Annotated in this window: 11 protein-coding genes and 1 riboswitch; of the genes, 5 read left to right on the forward strand and 6 right to left on the reverse strand. The window is 66.5% G+C overall.

The genetic code is table 11. From position 1 onward, the window contains the following. The 4 genes from cobJ to cobG are packed head-to-tail and all read right to left on the reverse strand — an operon-like array spanning position 1 to position 4,605. Entirely contained in the window at positions 1–1,746 is a 1,746-nt protein-coding gene (gene cobJ / locus BLW71_RS35885) for a precorrin-3B C(17)-methyltransferase (RefSeq protein ID WP_091808160.1), read from the reverse strand. Continuing rightward, positions 1,743–2,474 carry a precorrin-2 C(20)-methyltransferase gene (locus BLW71_RS35890; protein WP_091808162.1) on the reverse strand — a complete coding sequence of 244 codons (732 nt, stop codon included), beginning with the start codon at positions 2,472–2,474 and terminating at the stop codon, positions 1,743–1,745. Before BLW71_RS35890 ends, cobJ begins: the two co-directional genes overlap by 4 nt. Then, a complete protein-coding gene (locus tag BLW71_RS35895; RefSeq protein WP_091808165.1) occupies positions 2,475–3,101 on the reverse strand; it encodes a precorrin-8X methylmutase in 627 nt (208 codons plus the stop codon). It abuts the gene before it with no gap. After that, a complete protein-coding gene (gene cobG, locus BLW71_RS35900; RefSeq protein WP_286162238.1) occupies positions 3,094–4,605 on the reverse strand; it encodes a precorrin-3B synthase in 1,512 nt (503 codons plus the stop codon). The genes BLW71_RS35895 and cobG overlap by 8 nt, the downstream gene beginning before the upstream one ends. A 53-nt stretch (positions 4,606–4,658) precedes the next feature. Then, positions 4,659–4,837, reverse strand: a riboswitch (cobalamin riboswitch). Positions 4,838–4,921: 84 nt separating this feature from the next. Between cobG and cbiE the strand changes: the two genes are divergently transcribed. From cbiE to cobM, 4 genes are read left to right on the forward strand one after another with little or no spacing between them, the layout of a single operon-like run. Beyond that, the gene (cbiE, locus tag BLW71_RS35905) at positions 4,922–6,166 is read left to right on the forward strand and encodes a precorrin-6y C5,15-methyltransferase (decarboxylating) subunit CbiE (RefSeq protein ID WP_091808168.1); all 1,245 of its coding nucleotides are present in this window, start codon (positions 4,922–4,924) and stop codon (positions 6,164–6,166) included. Then, the gene (locus tag BLW71_RS35910) at positions 6,166–7,263 is read left to right on the forward strand and encodes a cobalt-precorrin-5B (C(1))-methyltransferase (protein WP_091808170.1); all 1,098 of its coding nucleotides are present in this window, start codon (positions 6,166–6,168) and stop codon (positions 7,261–7,263) included. The genes cbiE and BLW71_RS35910 overlap by 1 nt, the downstream gene beginning before the upstream one ends. Next, positions 7,260–7,985 (forward strand): cobalt-precorrin-6A reductase, encoded by a 726-nt coding sequence (locus tag BLW71_RS35915; protein WP_091808172.1) that lies wholly within the window; start codon positions 7,260–7,262, stop codon positions 7,983–7,985. The genes BLW71_RS35910 and BLW71_RS35915 overlap by 4 nt, the downstream gene beginning before the upstream one ends. Positions 7,986–8,043: 58 nt before the next feature. Then, complete coding sequence (cobM, locus tag BLW71_RS35920; protein ID WP_091808175.1) at positions 8,044–8,769, forward strand: precorrin-4 C(11)-methyltransferase; 726 nt, start codon at positions 8,044–8,046, stop codon at positions 8,767–8,769. An 84-nt stretch (positions 8,770–8,853) separates the two neighbouring features. Here cobM and metE read toward each other — a convergent pair whose 3' ends face one another. Then, positions 8,854–11,148, reverse strand: a complete 2,295-nt coding sequence (metE, locus tag BLW71_RS35925) for a 5-methyltetrahydropteroyltriglutamate--homocysteine S-methyltransferase (RefSeq protein ID WP_091808178.1) — start codon at positions 11,146–11,148, stop codon at positions 8,854–8,856. Between the two features lie 135 nt (positions 11,149–11,283). On the opposite strand from metE, the gene BLW71_RS35930 reads away from it, so the two are divergent. Then, a complete protein-coding gene (locus tag BLW71_RS35930; RefSeq protein ID WP_091808180.1) occupies positions 11,284–12,216 on the forward strand; it encodes a LysR family transcriptional regulator in 933 nt (310 codons plus the stop codon). Positions 12,217–12,272: 56 nt separating this feature from the next. Here the strand turns inward: BLW71_RS35930 and BLW71_RS35935 are convergent, their stop codons facing one another. Then, entirely contained in the window at positions 12,273–13,766 is a 1,494-nt protein-coding gene (locus BLW71_RS35935; protein ID WP_091808183.1) for an MDR family MFS transporter, read from the reverse strand. Between the last annotated feature and the right edge of the window lie 148 nt (positions 13,767–13,914).

Genomic DNA, 13,914 nt, shown 5'->3' on the forward strand with positions numbered 1-13,914 from the left:
TCACTCATACCAGCGCGGCGTATAAACCCACTCGCCGCCTTCGTCCGCGTTGCCGAACCTGCGCGTCGTGGACGACCCCACGATTACCATCGTGCGCATATCCACATCAGACGAACGCAGTTCGCCCAGCGTGATCGTCCTCAGCGTGCTACCAGGCCGACCAATGTCCCGGCCCAGCACTACCTGCGTTTGCGCACGCCGATATTCCCGCACGATGTCCAGCGCTTTATCCAGTTGCCAGGGCCGTGCGCGCGAAATCGGGTTGTAGAACGCCATCACCAGATCCGCTTCGGCCGCGTGCCTAAGGCGCTTTTCGATGATCGCCCAGGGCTTCAGGTTGTCGGACAGCGACAGCATGCAGAAGTCGTGGCCCAACGGCGCACCGGCTTGTGCCGCCGTTGCCATCGCCGCCGATACGCCCGGCACGATCGATAGCTCGACCGCCGCCCAGTCCGTGTTCTGCGAGGCCTCTAACACTTCTAGCACCGCCGCGGCCATCGCGAATACGCCGGGGTCGCCCGAGGACACCATCACCACCGCGCGTCCTTCGCTCGCCAACTCGAAGGCATGTCGCGCGCGCTGCAGTTCCTCGCGGTTGTCCGTGCCATGCACGCGTTGGTCGGCGCGCAACGGGCCGGCCATTTTCACGTAAGTGTCGTAGCCGAGGATATCGGTGGCTTCATTGAGCGCCGTGCGCGCGGCGGGCACCATCAGGTCGGCGCTGCCGGGGCCGAGGCCGATCACGGTCAGGCGGCCACGCACGCGGCCGATCGTGTCCGGATCGATGGCGAGCGGTGCCAACGCAAGCGCCACGCCTGCCGTCGAATCGTTGTGCAGCGTTTCGTAGGGAATGCGCAGCGCGGCATGCAGCAGGTTGCCCGGCGGTTCGCCATCTTCGGGACGCGTCAGCGCGAAGCGCAACGGCACATTCAGGTTCGCCGCGGCCTCGGCCAGCGCCGGATCGCCCATGCACTCAGACGAGGCTAGTAACGCCGCGAGGGACAGCGGCGCGAGACCGTGCGTATCGAGTGCCTCCTGCACGCGGGCCACAATCCCGGCACTGGCGCTGGCACTGGCATCCGCACCCGCACCCGCGTCCGCACCCGCACCCATGACCGCCGCGACCACACTTCGCGGATGAATCACCAACTCATCCTCGCGCCCGTCCCACGCACGCGGCGTCACGCGAATCGCGAGGCGCGCCGAGTCGGAGCGGGGCAGTTGCGCGTCATCGAGCCACGGCGCGTCGCCTTCGATACGCGTGCTTTCGCCAGCCAGCAGATCCGACACGAAGCGTTTTCCTTGCCCGACGTCGGCGAGCGTATAACCATCAGGCGGATTGAGCACGCAGGTGCCAAAACGCAACTCGCCGCTCGTCGTGATGGCAGGCGGCACGGCCAACATCGCGGCCATCTCGCGCGCCATCACGTTGACGCCGGCGAGACCGCCGAGCAGTGGGACGACCGCGCTGCCGTCTTCGGCAACGGCCAGCACCGGCGGCTCGACGCCTTTGTTCGCCAACAACGGCGCGACGCAGCGAATCACGATACCCGCCGCGCACAACGCGACGATCGGCGTGCCGCGCGCATACAGTTCCCGCAAATGCGCGCCGAGTTCGCTGTAAGCCACGTCCGCCTCGACACGTCCGCGCAAGCCGTGCACCCGGCTATCCGCATACAGCGCCTGAATGCGTCGCGCTGTCGCCAACGCGCCCGCGCCGAGAATCACGATCGCGGGCGCGTTCATCCTTGCCATTTTTCCCCCGGCACCACGAGCAGCGAAAAATACGGCGACGCCATCGGATCCACGTCGGCGAGCGCAACGATGCGTTGATTGCCCATCGTCGCGCGTTCGACGTAGAGCGCGCGGTCCGCGAGGCCGAGTTCGCCCAGCACGCGCCGCACCTTGTCGAAGTTGCGGCCGAGTTTCATCACGACGGCGGCGTCGGCATCGGCCAGACGCCGGCGCAATTCGTCTTCGGGCAGCACGCCCGAGAGCACCGACAAACTCTGATTGCGGTACACGAGCGGCGAACCGAGCACCGCCGCGCCGCCGAGCATCGAGCACACGCCGGGCACGACTTCGCTCTCGTAGCGCGCCGCGAGCCGGTCGTGCAAATACATGTACGAGCCGTAGAAGAACGGATCGCCTTCGCAGATCACGGCGACGTCACGACCCGCGTCGAGATGCGCGGCGACGATTTCGGCGGCGGTGTCGTAGAAATCGGCGATGATCGCTTCGTAGGAAAGCGGCGGTTCGAGCGCTTCCGTGGTGACGGGATAAACCAGCGGCAGATGCTGCTGCGCGTCGTGTAAATGCGCTTCGATAATGCTGAACGCGTTGCCTTTCTTCCCCTTCGCGACGAAGTACGCGACCACCGGCGCCGCCTTCAGCAAACGCAGTGCTTTCAGCGTGATGAGTTCCGGGTCGCCGGGGCCGACGCCAAGTCCGAACAAACGTCCTTGCACGGTCATTTATTCGACCTCCGTTGCCAGCGCGTTCACGGCGGCCGCCGCCATGGCGCTGCCGCCGCGACGGCCGTGCACGACCACATAGGGCACACCGCGGCTGTTTTCCGCGAGCATGGCTTTCGATTCGGCCGCGCCGACAAAGCCCACCGGGAAGCCGAGGATCAGGGCAGGCCGGGGCGCGCCCGCGTCGAGCATATCGAGCAGATGAAACAGCGCGGTCGGCGCATTGCCGATCACGACGACGCTACCCGCCAGATGCGGCCGCCACAATTCGAGCGCGGCCGCGGAGCGCGTATTGCCGAGTTCGCGTGCGAGCGACGGCACGTCCGAGTGCGTGAGCGTGCAGATGACTTCGTTGTTCGCCGGCAACCGCGCGCGCGTGATGCCTTGCGCGACCATGCCGGCATCGCACAGGATCGGCGCGCCTTGCGCGAGCGCCGCACGGCCCGCCGTGCCCGCGCCTGCGGAAAACTCCAGATCGTCGATCACATCGACCATGCCGCACGCGTGGATCACACGCACCGCGAGTTTTTCGAGGTCGGCGGGAATGCGCGACAAGTCGGCCTCCGCGCGGATCGTCGCGAAGGATTGGCGATAGATCTCCTGACCGTCGCGAATGTAATCAAGCATCGGTGTTACTCCGGGCCAGGCGTTCGAACATGTCGGCGGCCTGGTCGATCGTCAGTTGGCGCGCGACGCACTGGCCGAAACCGGGCCGTCCGTCGCGTCGATAAAGGTCGTAGAGGCCGGGCGCCGCCGCTAGCAGCGTATATGGCGCGCAATGCGCGGCGGCGCACGAGCGGGAACAGCCGCTCAGATGCACGTCGACGCCGTCAGGCAGGCGGGCGGCGAGGCGCAGCGCGTCGGCCTTGGTGTCGGCGAGGCTCTTCGCACAGCCGCTCGATCCGGCGCAGGCAATCAGGCGCGTGATGGCTTGCGCGGGATCGGTGGCGAGGCCGAGCGTGGTCAAGCCGGATAGCACAGCGGGAACCGCGTGCGTTGCGATGTCGGGCAGCAGCACGCTTTGCCAGGGTGTGAAACGCAGTGTGCCGTTACCGTGCTGCTGGGACAGCGCGGCGAGGGCGCGCAGGGTGCCGGCGTCGAGGCGTCCGAGCGTTGGCTGGCCGCCTACGTGCGAGGCTCCGGGCCCCCGTTGAGGGTGGACGCCGAGGCGCAGGCTCGCATCGGCGGGCGCGGCTCGACGCCAGTGGGCCAGCGACGCGTCTCGCGTCAGCGGAAAATGGACGTACCGTTGAGCGTGATGCAAGAGCGCGTCGGCGCAATGGCCGGCTAGCAGGTGACGCATGCGCGTGGCGTCGGCGGGGGCGAGTTCGAGGAAGGTGAACAGCAGCGCGCGCACCAGAGCGGGGACCTGTGAAGGCAGAAGCGCCGCCAATGCAGCCGTGCTGTGCGCACCGGGTTGTGCAGCCGGGTCCGGCGAACCGGTATCGTCGTATTGCGTCGGCGAGCCCGCAGACGCGCTGGCGGGCGGACAACCCGCCAGCCCGAATATGAATCGCACGCCGTCCGGCTCCTGCGACGCCGCCAGCCAGACATCGTGCGGATGATCCACTTTCGCGAGCCGTTCACCGCCGTCCAGCAGCAGCGCGAATTTCGGCGACAGCGCCGCGAAACGCGTTTCGCTTTGCAGCATCGAAAGCAGATCGGCGCACAGCGGGCGCGTGTCGAACAGGGCTGACGGATCGCGTCCGGCAGCGGGGCTGATCATCACGTTGCGCACGTCGTCGGCGGCGATTGCCGCTGATGTGTCCGATGCCTTCGCCGCGGCGCTCGACGGCATGGGCCCGAGCCCGGCAGCCACGAGCGCCGCGATCAACGCGGCTTCCTCGCCCGGCTTCACCCCACGCACCTGCAGATTCGCCCGATTGGTCAGCTCGATTGCCCCGGCAGCGTGGCGTGCGCAGGCAGCCGCGATCGCGCGCGCCTGCGCCGCGCTCAACTCGCCGCCAGGCAGTTTGATGCGGCAAAGCCCGCCGTCGCGGGCGGCCACGATGCGCAGCAGCCCCGGACACGCCGAGGGCCGCGGCGTCGCAGCCGCGTTGGAGACAATGGTGGAAGGCGAAGCATGATTCAAGACGGACACCGGTTTAGCGTCGCGCGACGGCCCGAGCATGCCGTGAAGCGGGCATCGCTGCGGCATCGGTACACCCCGCCCGATGTTGGCTGGCACGAACAGTCTCGCCGGCAGGTCTCCTGGCTGGCAGGTCATGGTCCGCCGCTGCCTTCCCGGTAGAACCAGTGGCGTGGAGCGCAGGCGGACTCGCTGCATACAGTTGCGGGGGCAGCCACAGTGGCACTGTGTTCCCTCTTCGGCCCCGAAGGGCACCGGCGGCTGTATTATGCCTTTTTTCGAACAGCACAACGAGGCTGGGCGCTTTGATCGGCGCGGTACAGCGGACTATTTGAAGACACAGAATGAGGATGGGTGCATGCCGGCGTGGCTGACGGTGGTGGGCATAGGCGACGACGGTTTCGCCGGTTTGGGAAGGCCCGCGCGGCGTGCTTTGCTGGAAGCGTCGGTGGTCTACGGCGGCGAACGTCATCTGGCGATGCTGCCCGCGCGGCTCGCCGCACGCCGTGCCGCCTGGCCGCGTCCGTTCGATCTCGCGCCTTTGCTCGCCGAGCGCGGCGGCGCAGTGTGCGTGCTGGCGAGCGGCGACCCGATGCTGTTCGGTGTGGGCGCGACGCTCGCGCGACAGTTGCCGGCAGGAGAGTTGCGCGTGCTGCCCGCGCCGTCATCGTTGTCGCTGGCCGCTGCGCGGCTCGGCTGGCCCCTGCAGGACGTCGCGACGGTGTCGCTGGTGGGCCGACCGCTGGCGACGTTGAACGCGCATCTGCACGATGGCGCGCGCGTGTTCGTGCTGAGCGCGGACGGTCGCACGCCCGCCGCGCTCGCGGAGTTGCTCAACGCGCGCGGTTTCGGTGCGACCCGTATGAGCGTGCTGGAACACCTGGGCGGCGAGTTGGAGCGGCGCATCAACGGCCGTGCGGATCAATGGCCGGCGGGCGAGGTGGCCGCGCTGAATCTGATCGCACTCGACTGCCGTGCCACCGAGGGCGCGCCGCGTTTGCCGCTGACCTGCGGTTTGCCCGACGACGCCTTTCGCCACGACGGCCAGTTGACCAAGCGCGATGTGCGCGCGATCACGCTCGCGCGTCTCGCGCCGGCGCCCGGCGAATTGCTGTGGGACGTGGGCGCGGGCAGCGGCTCGATCGGCATTGAATGGATGCGCGCGCATCCGACGTGCCGGGCGATCGCAATTGAAGGGCATGCGGAGCGTCAGCGCTTCATCGAACATAATCGCGATGCGTTGGGCGTGCCGACTTTGCAACTCGTCGCGGGCCGCGCGCCTGCCGCGTTGCAAGGGCTGCCGGCGCCGGATGCGGTGTTCATCGGCGGCGGTGCAACGGTGCCGGGTGTGCTCGAAGCGTGCTGGGCCGGTCTGCGTGAGGGCGGCCGGCTGGTCGCCAACGCGGTCACGTTGCAAGGCGAAGCGGCGCTGGCGGCATGGCGCGAGCGGCACGGCGGCACGTTGACGCGGATCGCGCTCGCGGACGCGCAACCGCTCGGCGGGTTCGATACGTGGCGGCAGGCGCTGCCAATCACGCTGCTGGATGTGACCAAGCCGGCCGGAGGTGCTGTGAGGAACCCCGACTCACCCCAAGAACCCTGATGCGCGAAGAAACGCCCGAACAACCCGCGCCGCTGCGTAGCGGCTACACGACCGGCAGTTGCGCCACCGCGACGTCGCTGGCGGCGGCGCGTCTGCTGCTCGCGGGCGTGGCCAGCGACGTCGCGGAGATCGTATTGCCCAAGGGCCAGCATGTGCCGATGCCGCTGGTGTTCTGCCGCCTGATCGACGATGGCGCCGGCGGCGCCGAAGCCGGCACCATCAAGGACGCCGGCGACGATCCCGACGTGACGCATGGTGCGCTCGTATTCGCGCGCGTGCGCCTCGTCGCCACGCCGGGCGTGACGTTTCGCGCGGGGCCGGGCGTCGGCACGGTGACGCGTGCGGGACTGACGCTGCAGGTCGGCGAACCGGCGATCAACCCTGTGCCACGCAGAATGATGACCGAGCATCTGGCCGAACTCGCGGCGGAGCATGCCTATGGCGGCGGCTTCGAAGTGACGATCGGCGTGGAAGGCGGCGAAGCGCTCGCGCTGAAAACGATGAACCCGCGTCTCGGCATTCTCGGCGGTCTGTCGATCCTCGGCACCACCGGCATCGTGCGGCCGTTTTCGTGCTCGGCGTATATTGCGTCGATTCATCAGGGCATCGATGTCGCGCGCGCCAACGGCTACACGCATCTTGCCGCCTGCACCGGCAACGCCAGCGAGGACGCGATGCGCGCGCACTACGGTCTGCCGGATATCGCGCTGATCGAAATGGGCGACTTCGTCGGTGCGGTGCTCAAGCATATGAAGCGCGCGCCGGTCGAGCGTCTGAGCGTGTGCGGCGGCTTCGGCAAACTCAGCAAGCTGGCGGCGGGGCATCTCGATCTGCATAGCCGTCATTCGAGCATCGATCTTGAACGGCTCGCGCAGTGGGCGGCCGCACACGGCGCCGACGCCGCGCTTCAGGCGGCGATTCGCGCGGCCAATACGAGCCAGCAGGCGGTTGCATTGGCGCGTGAGCAGCAGGTGCCGCTCGGCGATATCGTCTGCCGGCATGCGCTGGCCGTGGCGCGCGATATCGTGCCGCCGCAGGTCCACGTGGAAATGTTCGCGATCGACCGCCAGGGCAACCTGATCGGAGCCGCGCAATGAAGCGGATCCTGCTGCTCGGCGGCACCGGCGACGCGTTGCGGATCGCTCGCGAACTCAACGATCCCGTCCACGTGTACAGTCTCGCCGGCCTTGGCAAGGTGCCGGGCGATCTCTCGTGCTCGGTGCGCGTGGGCGGTTTCGGCGGCAGCGAGGGCCTGGCGCGTTACATCGAAAGTGAAGGCATCGGCCTCGTGATCGACGCGACGCATCCGTATGCCGCGCAAATCAGCGCGAATGCGGCACAGGCGAGCCGCGTCGCGCGTGTGCCGTATTGGGCGCTGCGCCGTCCGGCCTGGCAGCCGCAAGCCGGCGACGATTGGCGCATGGTCGGTGACTGGGCCGCGCTCGCGGATGCGCTTGCGCCGTTCAGGAAGCCGCTCTTCACGCTCGGCCGCGAACCGCTTGCGCATCTCGATGAGATTCCCCCGCATCAGTTCTGGACCGTGCGTTGTCTCGATTCGCACGAGGACACGGCGCGTGCGCGCATTATCGCGGCGCGCGGCCCATTCACGCTCGAAGGCGAACGCGCGCTGTTCGCCCTGCAAGCCTTCGACGTGGTGGTGAGTAAAAACAGCGGCGGCAATGCGACCGAGGCAAAACTCGAAGTCGCGCGTGAGCGGGGTCTTCCGGTCGTGATGTTGCGCCGTCCCGAGTTGCCGGCGGCGGATCGGGAGTTCGAGCGCATAGCCGACCTGCTCGAAGCGCTGCAAGCGGCGCATTGAGCTTCCGCCTGAATCGCGCATGCCTGCCATGCCGCGCTAACGAATCATGGAGTAGTGAATGACGGTGTTTTTTATCGGCGCGGGTCCGGGCGACCCGGAACTGATTACGGTGAAAGGGCAGCGGCTCGTGCGCAGTTGCCCGGTGATCCTGTACGCGGGTTCCCTCGTGCCGGCCGCGGTGCTCGAAGGTCACGCGGCCGCTCAGGTCGTCAACACCGCCGAACTCGATCTCGATCAGATCGTCGCGCTGCTCGCGGCGGCGCACGCCAAAGGCCAGGACGTGGCGCGCGTGCATTCGGGCGATCCGTCTTTGTACGGCGCGATCGGCGAACAGATTCGCCGCCTGCGCGAGTTGCATATCCCCTATGAGATCGTGCCGGGCGTGACCGCCACGGCCGCCTGCGCGGCGGCGCTGGGCTGCGAACTCACGCTGCCCGATGTTTCGCAGACGCTGATTCTCACGCGCTTCGCGAACAAAACCACCATGCCGGAAGGCGAACAGCTCGCCGACCTTTCGCGGCACCGCGCGACGATGGCGATTCATCTCGGCGTGCGGCATCTTGCGCGCATCGTCGATGAATTGCGGCCGCATTACGGCGGCGCGTGTCCGGTCGCGGTGATCTATCGCGCGAGCTGGCCGGACGAGGAGAAGATCACCGGCACGCTCGACGATATCGTCGGCAAAGTGCAGTCGAGTTCCATCGAGCGGACCGCGCTGATTCTGGTCGGCCAGGTGCTCGCCGCCGAAGGCTTCGCGGACTCGACGCTGTACGCGAAAGACTGAACCGGCAAACGTGGAAGCACCCATTCGCGCGGCACGATACCGCGCGCGAATGGGCGTTCGACGCTGGTTCAACGACCGATCACATCACTCAGGCAATTCTTCCGGCTGCTTCGCCGCGAGCTTCGCGCGCAACGCCCTGGCGGCCCGCACCATGTTCGCGAGCGCGGCTTCCGTTTCCGGCCAGCCGCGCGTCTTCAACCCGCAATCGGGATTGACCCACAGGCGCTCGGCCGGAATCACTTCGCATGCACGTTCCAGCAGACGTTGCATCGCGTCCGCACCCGGCACGCGCGGCGAGTGGATGTCGTAGACACCCGGGCCGATTTCGTTCGGATACGCGAAGGCGCCGAAGCCGTCGAGCAGTTCCATCGCCGAGCGCGAGGTCTCGATGGTGATCACGTCGGCGTCCATTGCGGCGATCGAGGGCAGAATGTCGTTGAACTCCGAATAGCACATGTGCGTATGAATCTGCGTCTGATCGGCGACGCCCGCCGCCGAAATGCGGAACACACGCGTGGCCCAGTCCAGATAAGCGGCCCAGTCGGCACGACGCAGCGGCAAGCCTTCGCGAAAAGCCGGTTCGTCGATCTGGATGATGCGAATGCCGGCCTTTTCCAGATCCACGACCTCGTCGCGGATCGCGAGCGCGAGTTGCAGCGCGGTGGTCGAGCGTGGCTGGTCGTCGCGCACGAACGACCATTGCAGCATCGTCACGGGGCCGGTCAGCATGCCTTTCATCAGACGCTGCGTGAGTGATTGCGCGTAACGCGTGGTCTCGACCGTCATCGGTTCGGGACGGTAGACGTCGCCGTAGATGATCGGCGGCTTTACGCAGCGAGAGCCGTAGCTCTGCACCCAGCCGTTTTCCGTGAACGCATACCCCCACAACTGTTCGCCGAAATATTCGACCATGTCGTTGCGCTCGGCTTCGCCGTGCACCAGCACGTCGAGGCCCAGTTCTTCCTGTTTGCGCACGGCGATCTCGATCTCGGCGCGCATGCGCTGCAGATAGTCGAGCGCGCGCAGTTCGCCGCGTTTGTAGGCGGCACGGGCCTGGCGGATCGTCGGCGTTTGCGGGAACGAGCCGATCGTGGTGGTCGGCAGGAGCGGCAGGCCGAGCGCTTCGCGCTGCACGCGGTTGCGTTTGGCAAACGGGCTTTGCCGTTGCGCCATCGCGCTGCTCACCGCGGCCACGCGTTTTTGCACGAGTGCGTTGACCACCGCGCTGGAGTGGCGGCGTGCTTCGAGCGCGCGGTCGGCGGCGGCGAGCGTGGCTTCGGCCGCGGCGGGATCGCGTAAGGCGAGGGCGAGCGTGGCGACTTCAGCGAGTTTTTCGGTGGCGAAGGCGAGCCACGATTTCAGATCGGCGTCGAGTTTTTTCTCTGCGTCGAGCGAAACCGGCACATGCAGCAGCGAGCACGATGGCGCGATCCACAAGCGTTCGCCGAATTCCGCATGCAGGCTTTGCAACGATTCGACGATCTCGCCGAGATCCGCGCGCCAGATATTGCGGCCGTCGATCACGCCGGCCGACAGCACCGCATGCGCGGGCAATGCCGCACGCCACGCGTCGAGCTGTTGCGGGGCGCGCACCAGGTCCAGATGCACGCCGCCAATAGGCAGCGCGGCCACCCGCGGCGCGTGTTCCGCAGCGCTTTCGAAGTACGTGGCGAGCAGCAGCTTCACGCCCGACGTGCCGAGCACGTCATATGCGGCGGAAAACGCGTCGAGCCATGGCGCCGGCAGATCGACGCACAGCGCCGGCTCGTCGATCTGCACCCACTCGATGCCGCGCTGCTTGAGCTTGTCCAGCAGGCGGCTGTAGCGGATCACGAGCTTCGGCAGCAACGACAAACGGTCGAAGCCGGCGACATGGCTCTTGGACAGCCACAGGTAAGTGATCGGCCCGATCAGCACCGGCTTGACCGGCAGATTGTGCGCGAGCGCTTCGTCGATCTCCTCGAACAGCCATTCGACGCCGCCGTCGAAGCGCGTCTGCGGCCCGAGTTCGGGCACGAGGTAGTGGTAGTTCGTATCGAACCATTTGGTCATTTCCATTGCCGGTTGCGCGGCGTTGCCACGCGCCAGCTCGTAGTACTGGGCGAGCGACAGCGCCTTCGGCTCGAAGCCGAAGCGCTGCGGCAATGCGCCGAGCAACGCGCTCATGGTGAGCATCTGGTCGTAGTAGGCAAAATCGCCGACGGTGACGAAATCGAGTCCGGCGTCCCGCTGCAATTGCCAATGACGGGCGCGCAATTCGCGCGCGACGCCGCGCAGATGCTGGTCGTCGGATTCGCCGCGCCAGAACGATTCCTGCGCGAATTTCAGTTCGCGTTGTGCGCCGATGCGAGGAAAACCGGGAATGTGCGTGCGGGCCATGTGAAGTCCTGTTGTGCGTTGTATGAATTGGCGTCCAGTGTGAAAGTCGCGCTATGATTCATCAAGCGACATGTTTTCACCAATGTATGAGCCAAATTCATATCCACACTGATTCGTTCTACGCGGAGCCATTCCATGCTTGAGCTTCGCCACTTGCGTTCGCTGATCGCCATTGCCGATTCGGGCAAGCTGGTGGCGGCCGCCGAGCGTGTCCATCTGAGCCAGTCCGCGCTGTCTCATCAGATTCGCGATATCGAGGCGCATTACGAGGTGTCGCTGTTCGAGCGCACCAGGCAGGGTCTGCGTTTTACCGCCGCCGGCGAGCGGCTGCTGGCGCTTGGCCGCGAGACCATCGCGGCGGTGAGCGCGGCGGAACGCGATCTCGTGCGCCTGAAGGGCGACACGCGCGGCGAGTTGCGCATCGTGCTGGAATGCCACACCTGCTTCGACTGGCTGATGCCGGTGATGGACGAATTCCGCCGGCGTTGGCCGGAAGTCGAAGTGGATCTCGTCGCCGGTTTTCATGCGGACCCGCTGCGTCTGCTGAGCGACGGCAAAGCCGACGTGGTGATCGGCTCGAAACCGGCCACGCGGCGCAGCCTGCATATCGCGCCGCTGTTCCGCTTCGAGATTCTGGTGGTGATGGCCAACGAGCACCGGCTACGCAACAAGCGTCGCGTGGTGGCGGACGACCTGCGCGACGAAACGCTGATTACCTATCCGGTGCCCGAGGCGCGCATCGACCTGATCCGTGAAGTGCTGGAGCCGGCCGGCATCAAACTCGAACGGCGCACGGCGGAACTGACTATCGCCGTCATGCAACTGGTGGCGAGCCGCCGCGGCATCGCGGCGCTGCCGAACTGGGGCGTGAAAAACTACGTCGACCACGATTACGTGCTGGCCAAACGGGTCGGCGCGCAGGGGCTGTGGAGCGAGTTGTACGCGGTGGCCGCGAAAGGCTTCGCGAACCGGCCTTATTTCGATGATTTCGTCAGAATCGTGCGCGATACCTGCGCGGCGCAACTCGATGGTATCGAGTTGCTGACGGTGGAGGGGCAGGCGGGCTGATAGGTGCCGCCGTGTCCAGCGGAGCGTCATGAACCCGATCCAAACGGAAATGCATGTCAGTCCTCCAGCGGCGAGAACGCCTCGAGCGGCACCTTCTTTTCCGTCCCGATGCTGATGGCGGGCACGAATGCGAGCAGCACGACCACGAAGATCCCGATCACGAAGATCGAGAGAAAGGTCAGGTGCAGCGACTGATGCAGCACCATGCGGATCATCTCGCTGTTGCCGAGACTGGCGGCCTGATTTTGCAGCAGCGCTTTCAACTGATCCGACGTGACCACGGCGACACCTTTCGCGTGGCTCAATCCGAAGTTGAGCACCGCGCCGAACAGCGTCGCGCCCAACGTACTGCCGAGATTGCGCGAGAACAGATTCGACGCAGTGGCGCTGCCGCGTTCTTCCATTCTGACGATCTCCTGAATCAGCACCAGCGAACTGACGCTCGAGGTGCCCATGCCGAAGCCCATGATGAGCGAGGCGAACGCGGCGACGAGCGGCGAGCCGCCGGGCGACAGAAACAGCAGCAATACCGCCCCGAGCGGAATGGACGCGCTGCCGCCGATCAGAATGCGCCGCAAGCCGAGGCGCTGAAACGACTTTGCCGCGAACGTGGCGCCGGCGGGCCAACCCACCATCATCATCGTCAGCGCGAGGCCGGCGATCACCGGCGAGCGATGCAGCACGCCCTGCACGTACATCGGCAAAAACGTGGTGGCGCCCATCAGGATCATGCCGGACAGCAAGGTTGCGCCGTTGCAGGCGGCAATCGGCCGGCGGCTCCACAGCGCGAAGGAGATCATCGGCTCGGCCGCGCGGCGTTCCTGCCACACGAACAGCAGCACGCACAGCACGAAGACGCCGCCCGCCAGCGCGGCGCGCGGCACCATGTCGTCGCCGGCGTAGGTCAGCGCCATCATGAGCGCGGCGATCGCCGCCATGAACAGCGCCGCGCCGCCGAAGTCGATCGACGGGCGCGCATGCCGTTCCGATTCGCGCAGGAACGCGATGAAGCCCGCCGCGGAGGCGAGGCCGATCGGCACGTTCATCCAGAAGATCCATGCCCACGACATGTTGTGAATGATGAAGCCGCCCACCATCGGACCCACCACCGCCGAAATGGCCCAGACGCTCGCGAGGTAGCCCTGCACCTTGCCGCGTTCGCGCGCGGGATAGAGGTCGGCGACGATGGTCAGCGTGACCGGCTGAATCGCCCCGGCGCCGACGCCCTGAATCAGGCGGAACGCGATCATGGCCGGCATCGACCATGCGAAGCCGGCCAGCACCGAACCGATCAGAAAGATCGCGATGCCGGCCAGTACGACCGGCTTGCGGCCGTACAGATCGGCGAGTTTGCCGAACACCACGGTCATCGCGGTCTGCGTGAGCAGGAACGACGAGAAGACCCAGCTATACAGATGCAGATCGCCGAGTTGCGCGACGATCTGCGGCATGGCGGTGGAAACGATGGTGGCTTCGATGGCGACCATCGCCATGGACGCCATGACGGCGGCAATGACGAGTGCACGCGACGATTGAGGGTTGCGGGACATGGGCCGGAAGTTAGTATTAGGATGTTAGTCACGTCGGGCAGCGTGGCCATGAATCGGCCACACAGGTTGGCACACGCCGCGACGCTTCAGCACGGCCGCACGAGGACGGCAGGTGTCGAGTATGCACCCTGGCGGGAATGTGCGCTTG

Origin of the sequence: Burkholderia sp. WP9 (assembly GCF_900104795.1) — a bacterium.
Taxonomy (GTDB): domain Bacteria; phylum Pseudomonadota; class Gammaproteobacteria; order Burkholderiales; family Burkholderiaceae; genus Paraburkholderia.

Excerpts from the sequence above, each read along its gene's own strand:
- cobJ (WP_091808160.1), bottom strand. The coding sequence starts at position 1,746 with ATGAACGCGCCCGCGATCGTGATTCTCGGCGCGGGCGCGTTGGCGACA.
- BLW71_RS35890 (WP_091808162.1), bottom strand. The coding sequence starts at position 2,474 with ATGACCGTGCAAGGACGTTTGTTCGGACTTGGCGTCGGCCCCGGCGAC.
- BLW71_RS35895 (WP_091808165.1), bottom strand. The coding sequence starts at position 3,101 with ATGCTTGATTACATTCGCGACGGTCAGGAGATCTATCGCCAATCCTTC.
- cobG (WP_286162238.1), bottom strand. The coding sequence starts at position 4,605 with ATGCTCGGGCCGTCGCGCGACGCTAAACCGGTGTCCGTCTTGAATCAT.
- cbiE (WP_091808168.1), top strand. The coding sequence starts at position 4,922 with ATGCCGGCGTGGCTGACGGTGGTGGGCATAGGCGACGACGGTTTCGCC.
- BLW71_RS35910 (WP_091808170.1), top strand. The coding sequence starts at position 6,166 with ATGCGCGAAGAAACGCCCGAACAACCCGCGCCGCTGCGTAGCGGCTAC.
- BLW71_RS35915 (WP_091808172.1), top strand. The coding sequence starts at position 7,260 with ATGAAGCGGATCCTGCTGCTCGGCGGCACCGGCGACGCGTTGCGGATC.
- cobM (WP_091808175.1), top strand. The coding sequence starts at position 8,044 with ATGACGGTGTTTTTTATCGGCGCGGGTCCGGGCGACCCGGAACTGATT.
- metE (WP_091808178.1), bottom strand. The coding sequence starts at position 11,148 with ATGGCCCGCACGCACATTCCCGGTTTTCCTCGCATCGGCGCACAACGC.
- BLW71_RS35930 (WP_091808180.1), top strand. The coding sequence starts at position 11,284 with ATGCTTGAGCTTCGCCACTTGCGTTCGCTGATCGCCATTGCCGATTCG.
- BLW71_RS35935 (WP_091808183.1), bottom strand. The coding sequence starts at position 13,766 with ATGTCCCGCAACCCTCAATCGTCGCGTGCACTCGTCATTGCCGCCGTC.